20 protein-coding genes are annotated in these 22,929 nt (G+C 69.1%); 7 read left to right on the plus strand and 13 right to left on the minus strand.

Annotated features, from left to right (window positions below; translation table 11 throughout):
* Nucleotides 1–37 precede the first annotated feature (37 nt).
* The 3 genes from SK803_RS20510 to SK803_RS20520 are packed head-to-tail and all read right to left on the minus strand — an operon-like array spanning nt 38 to nt 3,905.
* A complete protein-coding gene (locus SK803_RS20510) occupies nt 38–1,594 on the minus strand; it encodes a histidine phosphatase family protein (protein ID WP_319967643.1) in 1,557 nt (518 codons plus the stop codon).
* Nucleotides 1,591–3,489 carry an FAD/NAD(P)-binding protein gene (locus SK803_RS20515; protein ID WP_319967644.1) on the minus strand — a complete coding sequence of 633 codons (1,899 nt, stop codon included), beginning with the start codon at nt 3,487–3,489 and terminating at the stop codon, nt 1,591–1,593. The genes SK803_RS20510 and SK803_RS20515 overlap by 4 nt, the downstream gene beginning before the upstream one ends.
* Nucleotides 3,486–3,905 (minus strand): OsmC family protein, encoded by a 420-nt coding sequence (locus SK803_RS20520; RefSeq protein ID WP_319967645.1) that lies wholly within the window; start codon nt 3,903–3,905, stop codon nt 3,486–3,488. The genes SK803_RS20515 and SK803_RS20520 overlap by 4 nt, the downstream gene beginning before the upstream one ends.
* 138 nt (nt 3,906–4,043) lie before the next feature.
* Between SK803_RS20520 and SK803_RS20525 the strand changes: the two genes are divergently transcribed.
* Nucleotides 4,044–5,366: a hypothetical protein gene (locus tag SK803_RS20525; RefSeq protein ID WP_319967646.1), complete on the plus strand. Its 1,323-nt coding sequence runs from the start codon at nt 4,044–4,046 to the stop codon at nt 5,364–5,366.
* A 121-nt stretch (nt 5,367–5,487) separates the two neighbouring features.
* Here the strand turns inward: SK803_RS20525 and SK803_RS20530 are convergent, their stop codons facing one another.
* Genes SK803_RS20530 through SK803_RS20540 form a run of 3 tightly spaced genes read right to left on the minus strand, consistent with a single transcriptional unit; the run spans nt 5,488 to nt 7,384 of the window.
* Nucleotides 5,488–6,111, minus strand: a complete 624-nt coding sequence (locus tag SK803_RS20530) for a class I SAM-dependent methyltransferase (protein ID WP_319967647.1) — start codon at nt 6,109–6,111, stop codon at nt 5,488–5,490.
* A complete protein-coding gene (locus SK803_RS20535; protein WP_319967648.1) occupies nt 6,108–6,809 on the minus strand; it encodes a TetR/AcrR family transcriptional regulator in 702 nt (233 codons plus the stop codon). Before SK803_RS20535 ends, SK803_RS20530 begins: the two co-directional genes overlap by 4 nt.
* A 26-nt stretch (nt 6,810–6,835) precedes the next feature.
* A complete protein-coding gene (locus tag SK803_RS20540) occupies nt 6,836–7,384 on the minus strand; it encodes a TetR/AcrR family transcriptional regulator (protein ID WP_319967649.1) in 549 nt (182 codons plus the stop codon).
* Between the two features lie 119 nt (nt 7,385–7,503).
* Here SK803_RS20540 and SK803_RS20545 point away from each other — a divergent pair, with 119 nt between their 5' ends.
* On the plus strand, nt 7,504–8,685 hold the full coding sequence (locus tag SK803_RS20545) for a cytochrome P450 (RefSeq protein WP_319967650.1): 1,182 nt from the start codon (nt 7,504–7,506) through the stop codon (nt 8,683–8,685).
* On the opposite strand, the gene SK803_RS20550 is transcribed toward SK803_RS20545, so the two are convergent.
* Nucleotides 8,654–9,406, minus strand: coding sequence for a hypothetical protein (locus tag SK803_RS20550; RefSeq protein WP_319967651.1), 753 nt, complete (start codon nt 9,404–9,406; stop codon nt 8,654–8,656). The genes SK803_RS20545 and SK803_RS20550 overlap by 32 nt on opposite strands.
* A 263-nt stretch (nt 9,407–9,669) precedes the next feature.
* Nucleotides 9,670–10,155 (minus strand): DUF4396 domain-containing protein, encoded by a 486-nt coding sequence (locus SK803_RS20555; protein ID WP_319967652.1) that lies wholly within the window; start codon nt 10,153–10,155, stop codon nt 9,670–9,672.
* Nucleotides 10,156–10,754: 599 nt separating this feature from the next.
* Between SK803_RS20555 and SK803_RS20560 the strand changes: the two genes are divergently transcribed.
* From SK803_RS20560 to SK803_RS20580, 5 genes are all read left to right on the plus strand, one after another.
* A complete protein-coding gene (locus SK803_RS20560; RefSeq protein ID WP_319967653.1) occupies nt 10,755–11,366 on the plus strand; it encodes a DUF305 domain-containing protein in 612 nt (203 codons plus the stop codon).
* 516 nt (nt 11,367–11,882) lie between these two features.
* Nucleotides 11,883–13,286 carry an MFS transporter gene (locus tag SK803_RS20565; RefSeq protein WP_319967654.1) on the plus strand — a complete coding sequence of 468 codons (1,404 nt, stop codon included), beginning with the start codon at nt 11,883–11,885 and terminating at the stop codon, nt 13,284–13,286.
* Nucleotides 13,283–14,851, plus strand: a complete 1,569-nt coding sequence (locus SK803_RS20570) for a CocE/NonD family hydrolase (protein WP_319967655.1) — start codon at nt 13,283–13,285, stop codon at nt 14,849–14,851. The genes SK803_RS20565 and SK803_RS20570 overlap by 4 nt, the downstream gene beginning before the upstream one ends.
* 10 nt (nt 14,852–14,861) lie before the next feature.
* Nucleotides 14,862–15,926: an alpha/beta hydrolase gene (locus tag SK803_RS20575; RefSeq protein WP_319967656.1), complete on the plus strand. Its 1,065-nt coding sequence runs from the start codon at nt 14,862–14,864 to the stop codon at nt 15,924–15,926.
* 36 nt (nt 15,927–15,962) lie between these two features.
* Entirely contained in the window at nt 15,963–16,664 is a 702-nt protein-coding gene (locus SK803_RS20580; RefSeq protein ID WP_319967657.1) for a TetR/AcrR family transcriptional regulator, read from the plus strand.
* Nucleotides 16,665–16,667: 3 nt separating this feature from the next.
* Here the strand turns inward: SK803_RS20580 and SK803_RS20585 are convergent, their stop codons facing one another.
* From SK803_RS20585 to SK803_RS20605, 5 genes are read right to left on the minus strand one after another with little or no spacing between them, the layout of a single operon-like run.
* Nucleotides 16,668–17,351 carry an alpha/beta fold hydrolase gene (locus SK803_RS20585; protein WP_319967658.1) on the minus strand — a complete coding sequence of 228 codons (684 nt, stop codon included), beginning with the start codon at nt 17,349–17,351 and terminating at the stop codon, nt 16,668–16,670.
* Between the two features lie 60 nt (nt 17,352–17,411).
* A complete protein-coding gene (locus SK803_RS20590; RefSeq protein ID WP_319967659.1) occupies nt 17,412–18,830 on the minus strand; it encodes a helix-turn-helix transcriptional regulator in 1,419 nt (472 codons plus the stop codon).
* Nucleotides 18,827–21,451 (minus strand): AAA family ATPase, encoded by a 2,625-nt coding sequence (locus tag SK803_RS20595; protein ID WP_319967660.1) that lies wholly within the window; start codon nt 21,449–21,451, stop codon nt 18,827–18,829. Before SK803_RS20595 ends, SK803_RS20590 begins: the two co-directional genes overlap by 4 nt.
* Nucleotides 21,451–22,044, minus strand: a complete 594-nt coding sequence (locus tag SK803_RS20600; RefSeq protein ID WP_319967768.1) for a TetR/AcrR family transcriptional regulator — start codon at nt 22,042–22,044, stop codon at nt 21,451–21,453. The genes SK803_RS20595 and SK803_RS20600 overlap by 1 nt, the downstream gene beginning before the upstream one ends.
* Nucleotides 22,041–22,865 carry a 3-hydroxyacyl-CoA dehydrogenase family protein gene (locus tag SK803_RS20605; protein WP_319967661.1) on the minus strand — a complete coding sequence of 275 codons (825 nt, stop codon included), beginning with the start codon at nt 22,863–22,865 and terminating at the stop codon, nt 22,041–22,043. The genes SK803_RS20600 and SK803_RS20605 overlap by 4 nt, the downstream gene beginning before the upstream one ends.
* Nucleotides 22,866–22,929: the final 64 nt, after the last annotated feature.

Consider the following 22,929-nt stretch of genomic DNA (forward strand, 5'->3'; position numbering starts at 1 on the left):
TCGGATCGGTGTGTTCGAGCACCGATTCCCCCTCCCCCTAGGTGGTCACCCGCGGCCGCGGGATCCGCAGTTCGGTCAGCCAGCGCTCATCGGCGGCGTCCACCACGACGCGACGCGCGTACCAGCTGTCGACGAAGGACAAAGCGAACGTGGGCAGCAGTGACCAGATCGCCAGCGTGGCGAGCGTGGCGTGCCCGGTCAGCATCGCGATGATCACCACGACGAAGACGTTCGGATATGTCATCGCCACGTAGTCGTCCACGCCCTGCAGACCGTTCCGTCTGGTGAGTGCCAGCGAGACAAGGCGCAGCACGACGGCAACTCCCACCGCCGCGAGCCCGTACGTCGAGAACGTGGAGAGATCCACGGACAGCGACACGAGCACGATGAACGCGGTGAGCAGCAGCACGGCCAGGTAAGCATTGCGCTCACCGAACTTGGCCGTGCGGATCGGGCTCCGCTTCCGCAGCTGCTTCACCACCGCGTACGACACGAGGACGGTTCCGGTCGACGCCAGCACGCTGAGCACGACCGCGAGCACGATGTTGCGGTCCAGCACCACCGACAGCACCGCGGAGAACGACACGGCCGCCGCCAGCGAGGACAGCATCACGTGAGCGAACGCGGGCACGATCATGCCGCCCAGGCACCGGCTCACGGTCATCGCGACCACCGAGCTCGGTGCCGCGACCAGCACGGCCACGTACCCGACGCCGCCAAGCGGGAACCAGTGCAGCATCAGGGCCAGCGCGACCGGCAGCGCCACGTACCGCAGCAGGACCGCCCTGATGATCCCGCGGTCGGTGACGTACCGGCCCGCACTCTCGATCTCGATGCGGCACATCGTGATCACGCTCGCGGCCACCAGCAGCCCGAGCAACACGTACGGTGACGCCGGAATCCTGACTCCGGCGAGGTTGCCGAGCAGACCTGCGATCATGCCGAGGCAGAACACGACCGGGTGGTGCACGACGATCCGGTCGTAGAACATGTTGCGCCGCTTGTTCTCCCGGCCGACGTAGCTCGCGATCCGGTCACCGCGCAGCATCTCCGAGTTCGGCAACCGCAGGTCGTACGACTCACTCGCGGGCCGATCGAGGATGAACCGGCAGATCAGCTCGACGACATACTTGTGCGACACCACGCACACGACCTCGCCACGTTCCAGCGCGGGCACCAGCTCCTGCACGAAGAAGTCGTGCACCCGCGACCGGAACTGCTCGAAGGTCTCGCCGCCGGACATGGTGTCGCTGTCGCCGTTCATCGCCTTCTCGTACTCGGCGACGCCGTGTTCCTTTTGCAGCAACGACTTGCTCTGCAACGTGTAGTCGCCGAAGTCGCGTTCCACCAGACGCGGGTCGACGATCATGTCCGGCCGGTCGCCGAGAATCGTTCGAGCCGTGTCGTGCGCCCGCGAAAGCGGTGACACGAAGACCCGGTCGAACTGTTGCCCCTTGTGCTTGCTCGCGACCTTCTCCGCCTGGACGCGCCCGAGGTGGGTGAGGGGCGCGTCCAGGTTCCCCGCGATGCGGTGCACGACGTTGCAGGTCGACTCGCCGTGCCGCACCATGAACAGCCGGTCGAAGATCGTCACTTCAGCTCCACCGCGGTCGTGCGGACCTGGTCGGTGTACTGCGGCGACTGCCACTCCGACAGCCTGGTGATATCGCACATCGACTGCACGACATGCTTCTCGACCAACAGCGCGAGCAGTGCGGTGAGCCGTTGCGCGACAACGGTTTCCACGTCGAGTGTCTCGCCGAACTCGGACAGGTCGTTGGCGATCGCCTTGCGCAGCTTGGCACGCTGGTCCCGATCCTGCGCCTGCAGATACGCCAGGGTCGCGGGCAGCACTGACTCCTGTGCGTGGGCCAGCACCCGGTCCTTGAGCTGCGGCACGCCCAGGTGCTCGACGAGCCAGCCGGAGCTGCGGATCAGGCAGTGCGACACGTCCTCAGGAATTGCGGACACTTCAGGGAAACGCATGTGCCGCAGCATTTCCATGGCCGTGTCGAAGCACTGGTTGCGCAGCGTGCCGATGCTGAACACGAAGGCGCCGAGCCGGCCACGGCGACACGTCTCGTCGCCCTGGCGCATGGGGCCGACGCCGTAGAGGGTGGCGCTGACCTTGCCGTCCTGCGCGACCAGCTGGCCGTGCTGGCGAACCTCGACACCGCGGCCGGTCGTGCCGTGCGCACGGGCCTGCCGGCGATCCTGGACCAGTCCACGCCACAACGGGTGCACGACCGTGCTGTAGTCCGTGGTGTTGCCGAGGCAGTTGACGACCCGGTCGACGTCGAGATCGGGCCGATCGCTGAACGACACGCGAATCTTGTCACCGTGCACTGTCATGCCGGTGATCTCCGCAGGCAACTGGGAGATCGTGCGAGGCGCGCCGGGGTAGCCGCGCATCCGGCTGCGGACCACATTGCCGATGTCGGGCACGGTGCTGGTGCGGCTGGCGACGATGAGGCTCTTGTACCTGTCCAGCAACATGCGCACGTCCGCCGGATCCAGCCGCTGGGCCAGCTCGATGACGTACGGCTCCCACGCCTTCATGATCCGTTCCGCGACCACGTCCGGATGGACGTCGTGCAGCACCGCCTTGAGGTGCAGGTACTCGGACCGGACGCCTTCGACCACGGCGTCCGCGGTCAGCGTGTCGGCGTCCAGGAACGGTGGCCGCCGCGCCTGCCAGATGTCGTGCTGATGGTCGGCGGGGTAGGTGCCGTGCAGGTAACCGGCGCGCGAGCAGATCAGGATCTCGCCGGAGTGACCCGCGTTCACCAGCGAAACAACCGCGTCGAACGACGTCAGGCCCGAGCCGACGAGCAGGACCGTCTCGTCCGGCGCGATCGAGCCGAACACCGCCCGCGAGCTGTTGGCGTACGGGTTGAACAGGAACCGATCCGACTTGGCCACGCCGTCGTAGAACGGCTTGCGCACCGGATCCAGGTGGCCCGTGGCGAACACGACGTAGTCGGAGTGCAGGGTCTCGACGTGTCCCTCGTCGCCGGACACGAACTGCACGAGGTGCCCCTCGCCGTCCGGCCGCACATCCACGACGGCGCCGGTGCGCTCGACCAGAGTCGACTGCTCCCGGGCCTCCGCCGCGGTGGCGTGGAGACGTTCGGTCAGGTACTGGCCGAAGATCCGCCGTGGGACGACGCAGCTGAGGCCGAAAGCGTGGTACTTCCACTTCGTCGGCCACGTCGCCCGGTCGGCCTCGTGGTTGGCCCATTCCAGGAAGTCCTCGGCCCGCTCCCGGTAGAGCGTGATCCGGCCCGCCTGGATGTTGAGCATGTGGTCCCAGGTCGTCGACGCCTCGCCGAACGCGATCCCGCCGCCGCGAACGCCCTCGTTGCGCTCGATGATCGTGATTTCCAGCGGCGAGTCCGCGAACTGCAGCAACCTGGTCGCCGTCAACGTCCCGGAGAACCCCGCCCCGACGATGACGACCTTCTTGATCTCCCCCGTTGACACTCTCATCCCCCTGTTGTCCACCGGTACTCGAACGCGACGGAGATCGCGTCCTTGATCGAGTTGTGCACGATGCAGCCGCGTTCGGCCTTCAGGAACGGCTTCGCGAACTCCGCTTCCAGCTCGGCGGGCGCCGTCACCTCGACGGTGATCGAGGTGAACCTGGTCGGCGCCGGCGTGAGCACTCCGGTGACGTCGAGGCTCACCAGTTCCCGGTCCAGCGGATGACCGTCGTCCTTCACCATGCCGAGAAACGTGCTGAGGAAGCAGCCGCCGAGGGCGAGCAACAGCAGCTCACCACCCATGGGGCCCTTGTCGTTGCCACCCTTGGATTCCGGCCGGTCCACGACGACCGAGTGCGACCGGGCCTGCCCGGTCGTGACCGTGTCTCCAGCGTGCTGGAGCGTGACGTTGATCTCTGCCATGACGGCAGCTTCTCGGTTGGGCGACTGAAACGGTTCGGACGTGGACGATCCTGGACGGAATGTGCCGCCGAGTGGGAAAGCCTTGACAACCCGGCTATCTTGAAACGAGTGTTCCAAGTTCGCTGAGGGGGGCGTTCGGTGTTCACTCCAGGAAGACCGCGCACGCTGGACGACTACGTCGCGGCATTACGCGCGTTGAAGGTCGACGCGGGCAGTCCGTCGATCACGGACATCACCCGGCGCATCCACGCGTCGTGGCAGAAAGCCGGCAGGCCGCGCAGCGAATGGCCCGCGCGGTCGACCGTGGGCAACTGCTTCCAGACCGGTAGGCGCCGCCCGAACTTCGACCTGATACTGGCCGTCGTGGACGTGCTCGTCGATGGCGATGTGGCACTGGTCGGCCAGTGGCGGCAGGCGCTGCGCCGCGTGCTCGGCGAAACCGATGCGACCGCCTGCGCACGCGTTCAGTGTGAGCTTCCCTCGGACCTGCCCGAGTTCGCCGGCCGCACAGAGCTGGTCGACCGGTTCAGTTCCGGCGGCGTCGTTGCCCTGGACGGGATGCCCGGCATCGGCAAGACGGCGCTGGCCGTCCACTTGGGACACAGGTGGATCCGGCGCGGGCTCGTCAACGGCCCGGTGCTGTTCGTGAACCTGCGCGGCTTTGACCAAACCCGCCCGCCAGTGACCGCGGCGGCGGTGCTCGAGTCTTTTCTCCGAATGCTGGGTGTACCCGGCGATCTGATCCCGCCGGATGTCGACGCGCGAATCAGGGCGTATCACCGCGAGCTCGCTGGAACGCGCGCACTCGTCGTGCTCGACAACGCGGCGGATGCGGCTCAGGTCGAACCACTACTACCGCCACACGGGCATCACGCGGTGATCACCGGCCGCCGCACGCCGCAAGGACTTCACTCCGTCACCCTGCCTGCGCTCACCTCCCCGGAAGCGCTGCAGGTGTTGCGGCAGATCGCGGCACCGCGCCGCTTCGACCCAGGTCCGGCGACTCGTGTCGCACACGCTTCGACAGGGCATCCGCTGGCGTTGTCCATCATCGGCCGCCACATGCGCGAGCACCCCGGCTGGACGCTCAACGACTACGTGGAGTCAATGGCCGCACTCTCACTCGAAGGCGGACTTCGGAACACGTTCGCGTTGTCCGATCGAGCGTTGCCTCCGGAGTCCCGCAGGCTGCTCCGGCTGCTGACCCTCCACCCCGGCGACATCTTCGATGTGCGCGCGGCCTCGGCGCTCGCCAACCGCGCCGTGCGACCTGTGCGACGCCTGCTCGACACACTCCTCTCCGCGCATTTGCTGGAGTGCGCAGGACGCGGCCGCTACCGGTTCCACGATTTGGTACGCGCCTACGCCGCCGAACGCCTCGGCGTCGACGAGCCGGTGAGCGGTTGTCGCAGCGCACTGGAACGACTACGCGACCACAGCAAGCTTCGCCTGGTGAGCTGAGCGGGCTCGGGCAAGCGCCTCCGTCACATGCGGCCGTCGGCGTCCTGTTCGATCAACATCACGTCCTCCGCGTCGACGCTGACCGCCAACCCCTCCGAGCAGGCACTGCTGGAACAGCGGCTCAGGCCTTGACCGCGGCCACCCGTTCGACCATGCCGAGCTTGAGCCGCTCCTGCCGCTGCACCACGAACCCGGCCTGCTCCACCAACGGCAACGGCCGCCGGGTCTGGTAGTCGCCGCACATCCGCACGCTCAGCCTCTCCAGCAGCGACTGTACGAAATGGACAAGGCGATGGTGGCTACCGACGTGGTCGAGCAACAGCAGCTTCCCGCCAGGCCGCAGCACGCGGTGCATCTCGGCGATCGCCGCGCGCTCGTCGGGCACACCGCACAGGCCGAGCGTGCAGACCGCGGTGTCGAACGACTCGTCCGGGAACGGCAACGCCTGCGCGTCTCCCTCATGCAACTCGACTTCACGTCCGAGCTCGGCCGCGCGGGTGCGGGCGATGCCGAGCATGGCCGGACTGAGGTCCAGGCCGGTCAGTCTGACGTCCGCCGGGTAATGCGGGAGGTTGAGGCCGGTACCGATCGCCACCTCCAGCACGTCACCGGTCGCCTGCGGGCACACCCACTCGCGGCCGCCGCTGAACTGGATGCGTTCGAAGAAACCGATGTCGCGGTCGTAGCGCGGCGCGTAGCGATCCCACACCTCACGGAGACCCTCGTTGTCCAACTTCTTGCTCATGTCGATGACCCTTCCGGCAGCAGTCCACGCGTGAGCAGGCCTGCCAGCGTGGATGGAACGGCAGCGGTGTCCTGAGGCTCGTGCCGGGCGGGATCCCAGTGCAGGTGCACCGCCCACAACACGCAGGTCTCCAGAATCGTGCGGGCGACCAGCGGCGCCGGTCCGGGCAGCCGCAACGCCTTGCGCCGCTGGAGATACTCGGTCAGCACGACAACGAGACCCGAGCGGCCCTGGCCGAACCAGACGTCGGCCAGTTCCGGCAACTCGGGGGCACAGCGGTCGACCAGCTTGATGCTGACCCGGTGCCGGGACAGCGTGTCGTACAGGTTCGTGATGATCTCGCTCAGCTCCACGGCGAGCGGGCCACGGCGTCGTTTCGACAACGCCTCGACCAGCCGCAGCTGCTCGACCTCGCCCCGCAGCCGCTCGGCAACCATCGCGGCCAGCTCGCCTTCCGCCGGCGCGCGGACCGGCAGATCGGCCACCTCGGGCAGCGGCTCCACACCGTCGGCGAACCGCAACGCGGCCCCGAGCAGCGCGTCCTTGTTCTCGACATAGCCGTAGACGGTGCCCTTCGCCACCCCCAGCGCGTCGGCGACATCCTGCATCTGGGTCCGTTGAAAGCCCTGCGCGATGAACGTCTCGGCCGCGGCCGAGACGAGCTTCGGAAACATGTCCGCTGAACGAGTGCGTGGCACCCGCACAGCATAAATGACCGACTGGGTCAGTCAAGACTATTTGCCGCCCGGATGGCGCTGTGCACCACCAAGGCGATGCGATCAGCGGCCTCACCCGGGTCAGGTTGCCCGGCGTCGAGCCAGGCGATCACGGCCTCGAGGGTGACTGTCGGCACGTACTGCACCGCCCAGTCCAGCCATGGACCTTCCGGAATCACCGCGGCCAGCTCGCGCCGGGTGACCTCCGCCGACATCGCGCGGATTCCGTCGACCACGTCGCGGAAGTCCGGCTCTCGCGCGGCATGCCTGAACAGCAACCGGAACCCGTCCGGATCTTCGGCGGCAGCGCGCAGCAGCGCGGAGATGCTGTTCTCGTCGAAGTCACTGGAGCCGACCGTCGCCTCAAGCCGGGCACACGCCCTGTCGAGCACAGCTCTGTACAGGTCAGCCTTCGAGTCGAAGTGCCGGTACAACAACACAGAGGTGACCCCGGCTTCGGCTGCCACGCCGTCGAGTCCGGTCGCCACGTATCCAGCACGGGCGAACGCGCGGGTCGCGGCGTCCAAGATCTGCTCTCGTCGTTGAGCACGAGGCATGCGCCGCACGTTCTGAGGACCCGCCACCACTGTCGCCTCCACTTGTTTAGGTCAGACTAAACAAGTAGCTTTGTTTAAGTCAACTTATACAAGCGCGCCCGAACAAGGGGGCACACGTCATGGTTTCTCCTGCTCAACTGCCGTTCGAGCAGCCCCAGCCGCTGCAGGTCCCTCCGCAACTGCGTGTACTTCAGTCACAGGGCGCGGTCCACCGAATCCGCACCGCGGTGGGCCACGGCGCGTGGCTGGTCACCGACTACGCCCACGTGCGCGAGCTACTCGGAGACGACCGGCTCGGCAGATCGCACCCTGACCCGCAGAACGCGGCACGCACCGGCGAATCCGCTCTCTTCGGCGGCCCGCTGGGAGACTTCGTCACCGAGCGGGCCGACCACACCCGCATGCGCGCGCTGCTGCAACCGCACTTCTCCCCCAAACACATGCGCGCACTGCGTCCCCGCGTCGACGTACTGACCGCACAACTGCTCGATCAACTGGCCACCTCAGAGACTCCAGCCGACCTGCACGCCGCGGTCGCGGTCCCGCTGCCGATCCTCGTGATCTGCGAGCTGCTCGGCGTGCCGTACGACGACCGCGACCAGTTCCGCGCGTGGACCGAGGCCGCCGCGAACATCAACGACCGAAGCGTCTCCGAACAAGGTCTCGGAGACCTGTTCGGCTACGGCATTCGCCTGGTCGAGACCAAGCGGCAAGAGCCGAGCGACGACGTGATCTCACGCTTGTGCGCGACCGACGGTGTCTCCACAGAGGAGGCCGCCATGCTTTCCATGGCACTGCTGTTCGCCGGCCACGAGACGACCGTGGTTCAGATCGGCATGGGCGCACTGCTCCTGCTGGCCAACCCTGATCAGTGGAACGCCCTGCGCGACGACCCCGGCCTCATCCCGAACGCCGTCGAAGAAATCCTTCGCGCGCCCGGCAAGGGCGGCGGCGGAATCCCTCGCTATGCCCGCACCGACATGGAGATCGACGGCGTCAGCATCCGCGCCGGCGACCTCGTCCTGCTCGACATCGGCGCCGCCAACCACGACGCGACCGTCTTCGCCGAGCCGGACCGCGTCGACATCACCCGCCAGGCCGCCGCCCATCTCACCTTCGGCCACGGCCTCCGCTACTGCATCGGCGCTCCCTTGGCTCGCATGGAACTACAAGCCGTGTTCTCCCAACTGATCCCGCGCTTCTCGACCATGCGCCTGGCCGTTCCCGCGGAGAGCCTGACGGTGCGGAAAGACGTGCTGACCGGTGGGCTTACCGCACTTCCGGTGACGTGGGACCGCTGACCTCCCGCAGGGTGCGGTCGTGCTCCTCAGAGTCGAGGATCTCCCAGGTCGCCTGTCCGACGGCGAGGACACCGCGGGCAGGCAGGGGAACGCCGCCGATCATCGGGTTGTCCTTCAAGCGGACTGGAGTCCCCAGGTCGGTTCCGGCGAACGTCGCGTGCGAGTCGTCGACGAAGTACATCCGCTCGGGCATGAGCTTCCCGTTGTGGCCGCTGGGCATGACTCCGGCCATCTTGAGATGTCCCATGCCCAGTGCCTGGGCCATGAGCTCGCGGGCGCGGACCAGAGGTCGCGGGCGCCAGGTGGCGAGCGGCATCGCCGAGCTGAGGACGTTGATCACGTCGAGGAGCCGGGTCGAGTGGGCGGTGAGTGTCCAGTCCAGTGCCGGCGAGTCCATGGTGATGCGGGCAGAGGTCTTGCCGGTCCAGGTGACGTCGATGTGGGCGCGCCCCGTGTGGGTGCAGGCAGCGCCGTAGTAGCGAGGGCATGCGGTGTCGATTCGGGGGCCGTCGACGTAGATGGTCCAGTTGCCGTCGGGATCGCGGTGCCAGACAGTGCGGTACGGGCCGAAGTCGCTCTGGGGGAACACCCTCAGGGCGAGTACGTGGCCGGAATCGAACGGCAGGCCGAACACGCCCCATCCCTTGGCGTACTCGTGGCCCGGCCACGGCGCCGTTCCCGTTGTCACGGGCAGGTCTGACAGTGAAGACAAGTCGAGCATGGTCATCACCTCATGTCGGAGTCCACGGCTCGCACGAGTCACGGGCATCGAAGGTAAGCCGATCGGCACCGCACCGCTCGTTAGCCCGACTAACTACGGCAGCCGCAGATCCGGCTCACCGAGACCGCTCCCTTGCCCGGTCACAACGAAGTGATGACCGGAGGCGATCACGACTCCCGCGAGCGACTCGTGTGCTCGCCGGCGCGATGCGAACACCCCGGCAAACGGGCTGTGGCCGCGAAGTCCTCGCGGCCACAGTTCACTCAGTGCTGGTGATGACCTTCGTGGCCGCCGCCGTGGTACTGGTGCACCACGGCGTGCCCTTTACCGCGCGAGATCAGCCAGCGGTTGACCGGGACCGTCACCACGAACGCCACGGCCAGCGCGAAGGCGAGGCTGACCCAGAACAGCCAGTTCGCCAGGCCCGCTTCCATCGCGCCGGGCACGAGCAGCATCACCGCGTTGTCGACGATCTCCATGACGGCGATCGACACCGTGTCGGCCGCGAAGGCGACACCGATGGCGGCGCGCAGCGGCAGACCCGACTTCAGCACCGGGCGGATGGTGAGCGCGTAGCCGAACACGAAGGCCAGCGCTACCGCGAGCACGATGGTCGACAGGTTGGACCAGCCCAGCGCGGTACCGATCACCATGCCCAGCACCTCACCGATGGCACAGCCGGTGAGGCAGTGCAGCGTCGCCGATATGGCCAGTTTGGTCAGACTCTGCTGTGCACTGCCGCGCTCCATGACTTTCCCCTTCGAGTTGTTGTACCCCCTAGGGGTATGTTGAGAAGCAAGTTACGCTCATACCCCCTAGGGGTGTCAACCCCGATTTGAGCAGTCGAGGTGAACCGGTCGCGACCGTCACCCGTAAGCGTCGGTGATGGGACCTACTAGGTACGGTAGTTGCGTGACCGGGCGTGCGCAGCGAACAGTGACCCAGTGGGCCCTGCTTTGCCTGCTCGTTCTCGGTGTCGTCGGCATGCACCACGTCAACGCGGACGCGGACGTTCCAGGCGGACACACTGGCATCGCCGCCACAGGCAGCACCCACGGTGGCCATCACGCGCCGGATGAACCGGAGCCCGCACCTGTACACGACATGTCGCACATGTGCATGGCGATCCTGTGCGCTGTGGCATCACTGCTTCTGCTCGGCTGGTTGCTACTGCGCCCGACCCGCCCGTCGGACGACCCTGCGGCTTCCACTTCCACATGGCCACGCGCACCCGCCAGGCCTCCCCCCGCTCGGCGGCCGCGAGTTGCTGAACTCCTTGTGCGTGCTGAGGTTGTGACCGACACCGGCTTCCGGACGGTCACATTCCCAGCACAGAAGGTTGCCCATGATGAGGAAGTCCCTGATCGGTTTCGGTGTCGCCGGCCTGGCGGCGGTAGCACTCCTCGCGGGATGCGGGAGCGGTGACGACATGGCGGGCGTGCAGCACAGCTCGACCGCCGCCTCCCCGTCCGCCAAGGGCCAGCAGGACGGCCACAACGAGCAGGACGTCAAGTTCGCGCAGGACATGATCGGGCACCACCAGCAGGCGCTGGACATGGCGGCGATGGTCCCGAGCAAGAGTACGAACCCGAAGGTCACCGACCTCGGCAAACGCATTGCCGCGGCACAGGACCCCGAGATCAAGAAGATGAACGAGTGGCTGACGAAGTGGGGCGCCGCCCCCGCCTCGACGTCGATGCCGGGCATGGATCACGGCTCTGGCCACGGCTCCATGCCGGGCATGATGACGGCCGGGGAGATGGCAAAGCTCAACGGCGCCACCGGTGCGGAGTTCGACCGCATGTGGCTGGACCTGATGATCAAGCACCACCAGGGTGCCGTTGAGATGGCCAAGACGGAGCAGGAGAAGGGTTCCAGCGCCGACGCCAAGAAGCTCGCGCAGGACATCATCGCCGCCCAGCAGGCGGAGATCACCGAGATGCAGACCCTCCTCAAGTAGAGCTGACGCAGTAAACGCCGGACGGACAGCGCACAGCGGTCCGTCCGGCGTTCTCCTTGCCGGAGCTGGCCGCATCCGGCCGAACACTGAGCGCCACCTCGCATCACATACCCCCACCCCGTATCGTCGAAATCCTTGCACACCCATACCCCCCCATAGGTATAAAGGCGGCAAGCTCGCCGTCACGTCCCGGCCGTTCACCCGGACCACCGCCGCTCCGCTGACCCTGACCAGAACGTCACCGCCGCTGACGAAATCCGGCCGGACATTCGACTCGACTTCGATGGAAGCCGGCGAATGCCCGGCGGCCGCCGCGGGCACTGCTGCGGCGACCAGGCAAATCGCCACCATTGCCGACAAGAGCGAATGTGGAGTCCCTTTTCCAGACGCTGGTCCTGGCCAATTCTCCGCACAATCCTCTCCATGTGGAGACGGGGGTGTGACGAGGTCGTCCGGCGGCGGCCGCGGCACGGTGCTACGATCCGGAATAGCTATTCCGCTACGAAGGAGGTGGAGATGACACCGGATCGGCAGCACTGGTGGGTGCTGACTGTCGTCGCGCTCGCGCAGCTCATGGTGGTGCTGGACGCGACCATCGTGAACATCGCGCTGCCCGCCGCGCAGGCGGACCTGGGGTTCGGCGACGAAGACCGGCAGTGGGTGGTGATCTCCTACTCTCTCGCGTTCGGCAGCCTGCTGCTCGTCGGAGGGCGGCTCAACGACCGTCTCGGGGCGCGGACCGGGTTCGTCATCGGCCTCGCCGGGTTCGCCATCGCCTCGGCGGTCGGCGGGTGGGCGGACGGTCTGACGACCCTGGTCGCGGCACGCGCGGCACAGGGCGTGTTCGGTGCGCTGCTGGCGCCGGCCGCGTTGTCGTTGCTGTCGACGACGTTCCGAGGCACGAAGCACCAGGGCCGCGCCTTCGGCGTCTACGGTGCGGTCGCGGGTGGCGGCGGTGCGATCGGACTGCTGCTCGGCGGCGTCCTCACCGACCTGGTGTCCTGGCGGTGGTGCCTGTTCGTCAACGTCGTGATCGCGGTCGTCGTGATCGTGGGCGCGCTGGTGTGCCTGCCTGCCACCACAACGCGCGCGGTCTCTGAGCGAACCGACTGGCTGGGCACGGTTCTGGTGGTCACCGGTCTGTTCGCACTCGTGCTCGGGTTCGGCCGCTCCGAGGTACTCGGCTGGTCCAACGCGACGACGATCGGTTCTCTTGCGGCGGGCGTCACGCTGCTGGTGGCGTTCGTGTTCGTCCAGGCCCGAACCCGCACACCGTTGCTACCGCTCACGATCCTGCGGTCACGTGTCCGTGGAACGTCCTATTTGGTCATGTTGCTCGCCGCCGTCGGGATGTTCTCCGTCTACCTGTTCCTGGCCTACTACCTGCAGCGGACACTGGGGTTCTCCCCCGTGCTCGCCGGTGTCGCGTTCCTGCCGATGGCGGTCTCGGTCGCCATCGGGTCCGCGGCCTCCGGTGCGGCTTTGGTGCCGCGGTTCGGCATCCGGATCCCCGTCGCCGCCGGGTCGGCGCTCGCCGCGGCCGGGTTCCTCTACCTGACCGGGATCGGCGGCGACTACGCCACCACCGTCCTTCCTGGACTGATCATGGCCGGGCTCGGCCTCGGCGCGGTGTTCGGCTCGGCCATGAGCTCGGGCGCGGACGGGGTTCCACCGGCACAGGCAGGGATCGCGTCCGCGACGGTCAGCACCACCCAGCAGATCGGCGGCTCCATCGGCATCGCCGTGCTCACCAGCCTGTCGCTGTCGGCCTCGCGGTCGGGCGGCGAGATGGCCGGCTACCACGCGGCGTTCTGGGGTGCGGCCGCCGCACTCGCGCTCGCCGCGGTGATCGCCGCCGTCCTGTACCCCCGGCGTTCGGCCTCCATCAGCGAACCAGCCCCGGTGAGGAGCGGGTCATGACGAAGTCTCCAGGCCTCTTCACGCGTGTCGTCAGCGCCGTCCACCGCAGGGCGACCGGCCTGCCGCCAGGTGCCGTGCCGTACACGGTGGAGCGCGGGATCCGCGTTCCCACCGGCGACGGCGCGCAGCTGGTCACCGATCTCTACCTGCCTGACGGCGATGCTCGCGGCACGGTTCTCATCCGCTCGCCCTACGGCCGTGGCTTGCCGGAGAGCCTGTTCCACGGACGGGCTTTCGCCGACCACGGCTACCAGGTCGTGATCCAGAGCGTGCGCGGAACCGGAGGCTCCACCGGGACGTTCCGCCCGATCGCGCAGGAGACCTCGGACTCACACGACACCGTCGCGTGGCTGCGTGAGCAGTCGTGGTTCAGCGGGCGGCTGGCCACGCTCGGCGGTTCCTACCTCGGCTGGACGCAGTGGGCGCTGATGCGGGATCCCCCGCCCGAACTGCGCGCCGCGGTGGTCCTCGTCGGGCCGCACGACTTCTCCCGCGCCATCCGCGGCACGGGTTCGCTCGCCCTCGCCGACTTCCTCGGCTGGAGCGCCAACGTCAAGGCGCTGAACAGCGGCGGGATGAGTGCGATGGTCACGGCCGGTCGCCGGGTGACGGCCGCCCTGCACGAGCCGACGCCCGAACTCGCCGCCGCCGCCGCGCTCGGCGACGAGCCCACGTGGTTCGACGAGTGGCTCGCCCACCCGGACCTCGCCGACCCGTTCTGGCAGCAGTACGACGCCACGTCCGTGCTGGGCACCACGACCGTGCCCACGCTGCTGATCGGGGGCTGGCACGACGTCTTCGTCGACCAGACGCTCGAGCAGTTCCGCAGCCTCGAAAGCCGTCAGGCCGACGTCGCGATGACGATCGGCCCGTGGACCCACCTGGACACCACGGTCAAGGCCGCCAGAGTGGCCGACACCGAGGCGTTGGCGTGGTTCGACGAACACGTCGGCGGACTCGAACGTGCACGCGAGGCGGCGGTGCGGGTCTACCTGACCGGTGCGGAGCAATGGCGCACGCTGCCGACCTGGCCGCCGTCGACGACCGAGCTCACCCTGACGCTCGACGCGAGCAGGCTGCTCAGCACGGAACCCGGCTCCGGCACCGTCGAGTTCGGCTACGACCCGTCCGACCCGACGCCCTCGCTCGGCGGGCGGCACATGTCGGCGAAGGCGGGTCGGCAGGACAACCGCTCGATCGAACGCCGTGCGGACGTCATCACCTTCACCTCTACCGCGCTCGGCCAGCCGCTCGACGTCGTCGGTGCACCTCGGGTCACCCTTCAGCTCAAGGTCACCGGTGCGGCGCCGGATCTCTTCGTCCGGCTCTGCGAGGTCGATGCCCGCGGCCGGTCCTGGAACGTGACCGAGGCGTTCATTCGCTTCGACCCCACCGGCGGGCACGTCGAACTGCCCCTCGGCTCGTGCGCGCACCGGTTCCGTGCCGGTCACCGCGTTCGCCTGCAGATCTCCGGCGGGGCCTACCCGCGTTTCGCCCGCAATCCCGAGCCGAGCCACTACACGGTCGACTGCGCGGGATCAGCTCTCAGTCTGCCCGTCGAGTAAGAGTAGCGTTGTGAAGACAGCTGTAGCGATGTGCGCGCTGGCACTGGCGGTGAGCGCGTGTTCGTCCGCCGAGCCGGCGCCGTCGAGCGCCACCGCGCTGACGACCTGCCCGTCGAGCGTGGTGCAGGCAGGCCAGGGCCAGCGGCCTCCACAGGCGGCCGAGCTCAAGGTGCCCGTCGACACCAGCACGAGCGAGGTGATCGACCCGGCCGGCGCCAAGCAGATCCAATGTGGACGGACCAAGCTCACCGCCACCAACGACGTCGTGTACACCGCGGCCGGGACCGCCAAGCCACTGCACGTCGACGTTCAGGTGCCTGCGGGGGACGGCGCGAAGCCTCTCGTGATCTACGTTCCCGGTGGCGGTTTCTCCTCGGCCGACCGGAAGCAGACGCTGAACCTGCGCACGTTCGTCGCCGAGGCCGGGTACGTGGTGGCCAGCATCGAGTACCGCGTGCAGCCCGACGGCGCGGTCTACACCGACGGGATCGCCGACATCCGTGCGGCAGTGCGCTACTTGCGCGCCAACGCTGCCACCTACGGCATCGACCCCGGCCGCGTCGCGCTGTGGGGCGAGTCGGCCGGCGGCTACCTCGCCTCGATGGCGGGCGCGACGGACACCGACGCGGACAGCCGCGTTCAAGCCGTCATCGACAAGTTCGGTGCCTCGGACTTCACGAAGCTCATGGCGGACTACGGTCCCGAGGCCGAGCAGGGGTTCGCGAACTCGCCCAACCCGATCGCGCAGTACATCACCGGAAGCGCCGGGAAGACCCTCGCGGCCAGCCCGGAGGCGGTCGTCGCGGCCAACCCGGTCACGCACGCCGGACCGGGCGACCCTCCGCTGCTGATTCTGCACGGTGACAGCGACAAGCTCATCTCCCCCAGCCAGACGTTGTTGCTGCACAACGATGTGACCAAGGCAGGCGGTGACAGCACCCGTTACGTGGTGCGCGGTGCCGATCACGGCGACCTCGCGTTCGCCGGTGACCCGAACGCGGCATCCCCCTGGGCGACCGAGCCAGTGGTCGCCGTGATGACGGACTTCCTCAAGACACATCTGCCGCGGCCGTGATCAGCTTCGTGCGCGGTCGCGGCTAGCATCGGTCAGATGAGCACGCCCCGCCGCCGTGACGCGCAGGCCAACCTCGCGCGGGTCCTCGCCGCCGCGGCCGAGGTCTTCGCGGAACGCGGCTGTTCGGCGACGCTGGCCGACGTCGCGAAGGCGGCCGGGGTCGGCGTCGCCACGGTGTACCGGACGTTCGAGACCAAGGACGACCTGATCTACGCCGTGTACGAGCCGAAGATCGCCGAGGCGCGGGAGCAGGCGAAGGCGGCGAGCGACGATCCGGACCCGTGGCAGGGCGTCGTGGCGCACCTGGAGCAGTCGGTGCCGACGCTGGCCGCGGACAAGGGCTTCCGGGAACTGCTGAGCGGCTCCTACAGCGAGACGCTCGGCTGGTCGCGGCCGCGCACACCACATCGGCTCGCCAAGCTGGTCGAGGACAACCACAACCAGACGGGCGAGCACCTCGAGCGGCTCGTCGGACGCGCTCGCAGGGCCGGTGTGGTGCGCGACGACCTCGTGGCGGGCGACCTGCTGCTGTTGTCGATGGCGGTGCAGACAGCGGTCGAGTTCGGCGGTCCCACGCATCCGTTGCTGTACAAGCGGATGATCGGTTTCCTGCTGGACGGCATCAGGCCGTCGCGCGCGGCGCCGACCCCGCTTCCGGAGCCCGGACTGACCAGCCCGCAGATCGCCGCTCTGGAACGCGAGCGCAGCGAGCGGATGTCCGGGTCGCCGGAAGCGTGACGATCAGACGGTTTCCGCGGCCTGCTTCACCAGCTCGGCCACGGCACCCGGCTGCGACTCGTAGATCGCGTGGCTGCCGGCCACCTCGGTCACCGTCGCGCCGGCCCGCTCGGCCATCTGACGCTGTGCGGGCGGCGGGATCATCCTGTCGTCCGTCGCGACGAGGTACCAGCTGGGGCTGACCCGCCACGCCGGCTCGCTGACCGCGCCCGCCAGTGCTCCGACGCCCCACGGGACCTGGGAGTCGGCGAGGAACCTCGCTCGGCCCTCCGGCAGGTCACCGGCGAACGAGGCGTGGAACTTCTCCTTGTCCAGGAACAGGAACCCGTCCTGCGGGGGCAGGATCGGCGGTACCGGGGCACCGGGCGGCGGGTCGGCGATCAGCGTGTTGACCGACTCGCCCTTGTCGGGGGCGAAGGCCGCGATGTACACGAGGGCCGCGACGTTGCCGTGCGTGCCCGCCTCGCTGATCACGGCACCGCCATAGGAGTGGCCGACCAGCACGGTCGGGCCGTCCTGCTGGTCGAGGATCAGCCGGGTGGCGGCCGCGTCCCCCTCCAGCGACAGGGTCGGGTTCTGCACGACGCTCACCCGGTAGCCGTCCGCCACCAGGAGGTCGTGGACCGCCTGCCAGCCCGCGCCGTCCACGAAACCGCCATGGACGAGAACGACGTTGCGCGCACTCATCTTTCCTCCTCGGGGTCGGTGATGCGTGGCGACGGTAAGTCGGTCTCGGGTGGCCCCGATTCAGTCAAATGACTGTGCGTCCAGCTCGGTCAGCGCGTCGCGCAGGGCCGCGCGGGAGGTGACGCCGAGCTTCGGGAACAACTGGTACAGGTGCGCGCCGACCGTTCTCGGCGAGAGGAACAGCTGGGCGCCGATCTGCTTGTTCGTCAGGCCTGCCGCGGCCAGCGTGGCGATGTGATGTTGTTGTGCCGTGAGCACGACGGCTGGTCGTGGCTGGTCGGACCGCGCTCCGGTGGCACGTAGTTCGCCACGGGCTCGCGCCACCCACGGCTGCGCGCCGAGCCGCTCGAACCGTTCCAGAGCGGCGGCGAGGTGGCGGCGGGCGGCAACGAGGTCCCTGTCGCGGCGCAGGCGTTCACCGAAGTACAGGTCCGCGCGGGCCAGTTCGAACGGCCACCGCTCCAGGCCGGGTGCGGCCAGCGCTTCGGTGAACTGGCCCGGCTCCGACGTCATCGCCTCCGCCACGCGTCCGACGAAGGTCAGACGTGGTGAGATCGCGCCGATCTCCCGTGCGGCGAGTGCGTGGGCTCGGGCTTCGGCGTGCCTGCCGGAGTTCTCCGCGGACTCGACGAGGTCGAGGATCGTCCACAGCGCCTGCGGGGCGTGCGGCGTGAACGTGCCGGGTGGGGTGATCGAGGCGGTGCATCGATAAGCGGTCTCGAAGTCACGCCTGCCGAGAGCTTCCAGCGCCTCGACGTGCCACGCCTGGTGTTGGACGAGCCCCTTCTCCGTCGTTTCGCCTCGTGCGGCGGCCACCAGCGCACGCAGATACCGGCTGGAGTCCCCCGCTTCATCCCATTGGCCGGTCTGGAAGGCGTCGGTGGCCAGCAGCAACCTCGCCTCGGCGGCCTTCGCGGCCGGACCTCGCCTCGCCACGCGGTGCAGCGGCTCGCGGCACACGGGCAACCGGTCGACGTACATCGCGGCGGCTCCGGCCCGCACGATCCGGGTCGGGGACGTCTCGTGGGCCAGGTCGGAGAGCAGGGCGTCCAGCCGGTCGAGGACCGCCTGTGTCGACCGGGCCGGGTCACCGAACGTCGTCTCGGCGATCTCCAGCAGTTCCGGGGACGCTGGGAGATCGTGCGCGTCGCCGGGTTCGCGGGTGACGACGAGCAGGCCGATCCTCGTTCCGGTCACCCGTCGTGCGACGAACTGGAGCACCTTGGCGGTCGTCCACTGGACGTCGTCCACGACCACCAGCAGTGGTCCGTCGGCGGCCGCGGCGGTGAGCCGTGCCAACGCGCGGTGAGCGTCGGCAAGGTCGCCCAGTTGTCCGCCGAAGTCCGCGCCGGTCAGGTGCAGGACCTTGGTACCCGCGGCCGACGCGTGGGACACCGCCACGTCCAGGAGCCCGGCCTCGTGCAGCAGGAACACGCCCCCGGACTCGGCGGCGTCGTCGACGAAGGCGAGCAGGTTCATGTTCGGTCCAACCGCTCGAGCGCGTCCCGCAGTCCCGCGCGCGAGGACACCCCGAGCTTCGGGAACACCTGGTAGAGGTGGGTGGCGACGGTCCGCGCGGACAGGTTGAGCCGTTGCGCGATCTCCTTGTTGGTCAAACCTTCCGCTGCCATCCTGACGATGGTGAGCTGCTGAGCGGTCAGCTCGCCGCCGGGCCGGTGCGCGTCCGCGGGGCGGAGTTCACGTTCCACCCTGGCGACCCAGATCCCGGCACCGAGCCCGGCGAAGATCTTCTGAGCCCGAGCCAGCTGCACCCGTGCGAGCTGGTTCTTCCTGGCCCGCCGCAGCTGTTCGCCGTGCAGCAGCAGAACACGCGCGTGCTCGAACGGCCACGCCTCTACTCCTGGGTGTTCGAGCACGTCCTCGAACGGTGCCGAGGTGCACAAGGCCTCCGCCGCGCCGACCAGCAGCACGTACCGAGGTGAGATCTCCTCCAGCCGCGCCGCCCTCGCCGCCTTCACATGGGCGACGGCCTCGTCCCGCAGGCCGAGCCGCAACGCCGACTCGACGAGGTCGAGCACGAACAACGGCGCCGCGGGCACGTGCGACGCGAGCTCTCCGGCCGGGGACACGGACGACGCGTGCCGGTAGGCCGACTCGTGGTCACCGCGTCCGATCGCGGCGAGCGACAGCGCTTGGGCGGCGAGCGTCGACAGCATGGTGGCGCCACGAGGGGCCGCCCAGCCGATGATGCGGTTGGTCAGCTCGGTGACGGCGCGGTCGTCGCCCCGGCCGGCCGCGACCATCGCCCTCGGGTAGAGCCCGAGGCAGCGCAGCAGGCTGTAGCCGTGTGCGTCGGCCAGTCGCACGTGCTCGTCGGCGAACTCCACCGCCTCGTCCCACGCGCTGGCCGCCAGCCGTTCCAACGCCAGCAGGGACAGAGTGTGCAGCTCCGCGGTCGCCGGCAGACCCGGCCGTGCCCGCAGCCGCAGCAACGGTTCCCGGCAGGCGGCGAGCCGGTCGACGAAGACGCCGGTCAGTCCGGTGCGCACCAGGTCCACCGGCGGCACGTGGTCGTCCCACCCGGCGATCACGCGGTCCAGTTCGTCCAGTGTGGACAGTGCTGTCCGCGCGGGGTCGGCGCAGAACGCACGCAGCCGCTCCACCAGCGGCGGCAGCTCTCCCATCCGCGACGTGACGTGGTGGAACGCCTCCCACCACCGCGGCCCGCCACCGAAGTAGCACACCCAGCCCAGCGTGATCACCGCGTCGGTGATGGTGTCGTCCGGCTCGTCGAACTTCTGCATCTCCAACGCACCCACCAGCAGCCGGTGCGCGGTGTCGATGTCGCCCTCACCGCTGAAGAGCAGGTAGTGGGCGGCAGCGACGGCGATCTCCAGTGACGGCAGTTCGTCTCCGGTCCGCACTTCCTCCAGCAGTTCGGGGACCCGCCGCAGTTGCCCGTCGGCCAGCGCGCCGATGTACGCGGCGTCCGCGAGCCGGCGGCCGCGAGCGTTGATCGACCCGCTCAGCTCTGCCGCCCTGATCAGCGCCGAGACGGCACCGGCGGTGTCACCGCGCTTGCGGGCGTGCAGAGCCGCGTCCTCCAGCAACAACGCGATCTGCTCGTCCGGTTCGGCCGCGGTCTGCGCCAGGTGCCAGGCGTGCCGGTCGGGCCGGTCACGCATCCGTTCCGCGAGAACGGTGTGCGCGTGCCGCCGGTCGTCGGCCGTCGAGACCGCCACGACGGCGGAGCGGGTCAGCGGATGCCGGAACACCACGGCGTCCCCGGTCAGGTCGACCAGGCCCAGGCGCTCGGCGGGGGCGAGGTCCCGCGCGGACTCGAACAGCTCCAGTGGTGCGGGACTTTCCAACGCTGCCAGCAAAAGCGCCTGCCTAGTGGCGTCCGGCAACGCGCTCACCCGTGCCGCGAACACCTCACGCAGCCGCTCCGGCACCGTGTCACCGACCTGCGGCGAGGCCGAGGTCAGCGCGGCGGGCAGTTCGAGCAGCGCCAACGGGTTCCCGCGAGCGTCGTCCAGCAGCCTCCTGCGCACCGCCGAGGTCATCGCCGGATACCGCGCCTCCAGCAACCTTCCCGCCGCGTCGTCGGACAGCGGGCGAACCACGCGCACCTCCGCGCCGGCGACGTGACCGGCCTGCTCGCCCCGCATCGCGAAGAGAAGGCCGACGCGGCCCAGCTGTCTCTGCGCGACCTCGTCCAGCACCATGGCGCTGGGCCGGTCGAGCCAGTGCAGGTCGTCCACGGTCACCAGCAGCGGCTGAGCGGCCGACAGCAGGGCTGCCACCGCGTCCACCACCTCGGACCTGCCCGGTGGCGGTCCCTCGGCCATGCCCAGCGCGACCGCCAGCGGGGACGCGACCTCGGCCCCCGGCAGCGTGCTGACCAGCTGGTGCAGGCCGGCGAACGCCAGTTCGGCCTCGAACTCCGCGCCCGACATCGGCAGGATCCGCATGCCCAGGCTCGCGGCGTGGCCGGCCGCCGCGTCCAGCAACGCCGTCTTGCCCACGCCGGGGTCACCGGCCAGCACCAGCGCGGACGTCCCGGTCAGCGCCCGGTGCACGAACGCGTGCAGGGCGGTCAGGTCGTCGTCACGGCCGATGAGGCTGGGTCTGGCCATCAGGCGCCTCTCCCTCTCAGGCCGTCCAGTGCCACGGCGATCACGGTGTCGGCGAGGTCGGCGGGAGTGAGCCCACCGCTCGGCCGATACCAGTCGATGAGCGAGTTCACCATGCCGAAGAGCAGCCTGGTGACCGTGGCCGGTTCGACGTCGGCGCGCAGATCGCCCTCGGCCACGGCCTGGGTGACGAGGTCCGTGACGATGCCGTCGAACTCGCGGCGGCGGACCAGCGCGGCGCGCTCGGTCTCCGTGTTGCCGCGCACGCGCAGGAGCAGGGTGACGAACGGCAGCTCATCGGCCAGCACGGCGACGCTGCCGCGGACGAGCTGCTCCAGGCGGTCGACCGCGCGGCCGTCGTCGCCGAGCTGCGCGACCTGGGCGAACAGGCCGTCCAGCGCGCGGTCGACGGCGAGCCCGAGCAGCGACTCCTTGCTCGGCACGTGGTGGTAGATGGCGGACTTCCCGACACCGAGGCGGGTCGCCAGGTCCTGGATGCTCGTGCTGTCGTAGCCGCGCTCGTGGAACAGTTCGGCAGCCGCCCTCAGCAGCGACTCCTGGTCGTAGCCCGGCCGGCCGCGCCGCCTGGTCGTCACCACCGGTAGAACCCCTCACCGGTCTTGCGGCCGAGGTGCCCGGCCGCGACCTCGTCCCGCAACACCTGTGGCGGGGCGAACCGGGGGCCCAGCTCGCGGGAGAGATGCTCGGCGATCGCCAGCCGCACGTCCAGGCCGACGATGTCCGTGGTGCGCAACGGGCCGACCGGATGCCGGTAACCCAGCGTCATGGCGTTGTCGATGTCCTCCGCGGTGGCGACGCCTTCCTCGACCATGCGTATCGCCTCGAGCGCGATCGCGACGCCGAGACGGCTGCTCGCGAATCCCGGTGAGTCCCGCACGGTGATGGCGTGCTTGCCCAGGCCCTCCACCCATTCCTGAGCCCTCACCACGAGCTCGGGAGCGGTGCGGGCGCCGACCACGACCTCGACGAGATCGCTGGCCGGGACGGGGTTGAAGAAGTGCAGTCCGATGAGGACGGACGGGTCGGGCAGCGCGCCGGCGAGGGCGTCGATGGGCAACGAGCTGGCGTTCGTGCCGATCGCCGCGTCCGGCGCGCAGCGGGCGACGGTCGCGAGCACGGCGTGCTTCACCTCTGGCAGTTCGGGAACCGCCTCGATCACGAGACTCGCGGTGGCCAACGCCTCCGGGCCGGTGACCACCTCGACGGTGCCGGTGACGGTCATGCCCAGTTCCACCGACTTCGCCAGACTCTTCTCGACGCGGGCTCGTGCGGCCGCCGCGGCGCGGTCGTCGTTCTCGACCACGGTGACAGCGCTGCCCGCGACCGCGAACGCGTGGGCGATTCCGGCGCCCATCCGGCCACCCCCGTAGACACCCACCACGGCTGGAACTGTCATCGGGGGTCTCCTTCTGGGGGTGATTTACTGACCGATCGTTCTGTTATACCTGGGCGGCCGCCTC

This window comes from Lentzea miocenica (genome assembly GCF_033949945.1).
In the GTDB taxonomy this organism is placed as follows: Bacteria; Actinomycetota; Actinomycetes; order Mycobacteriales; family Pseudonocardiaceae; genus Lentzea; species Lentzea miocenica.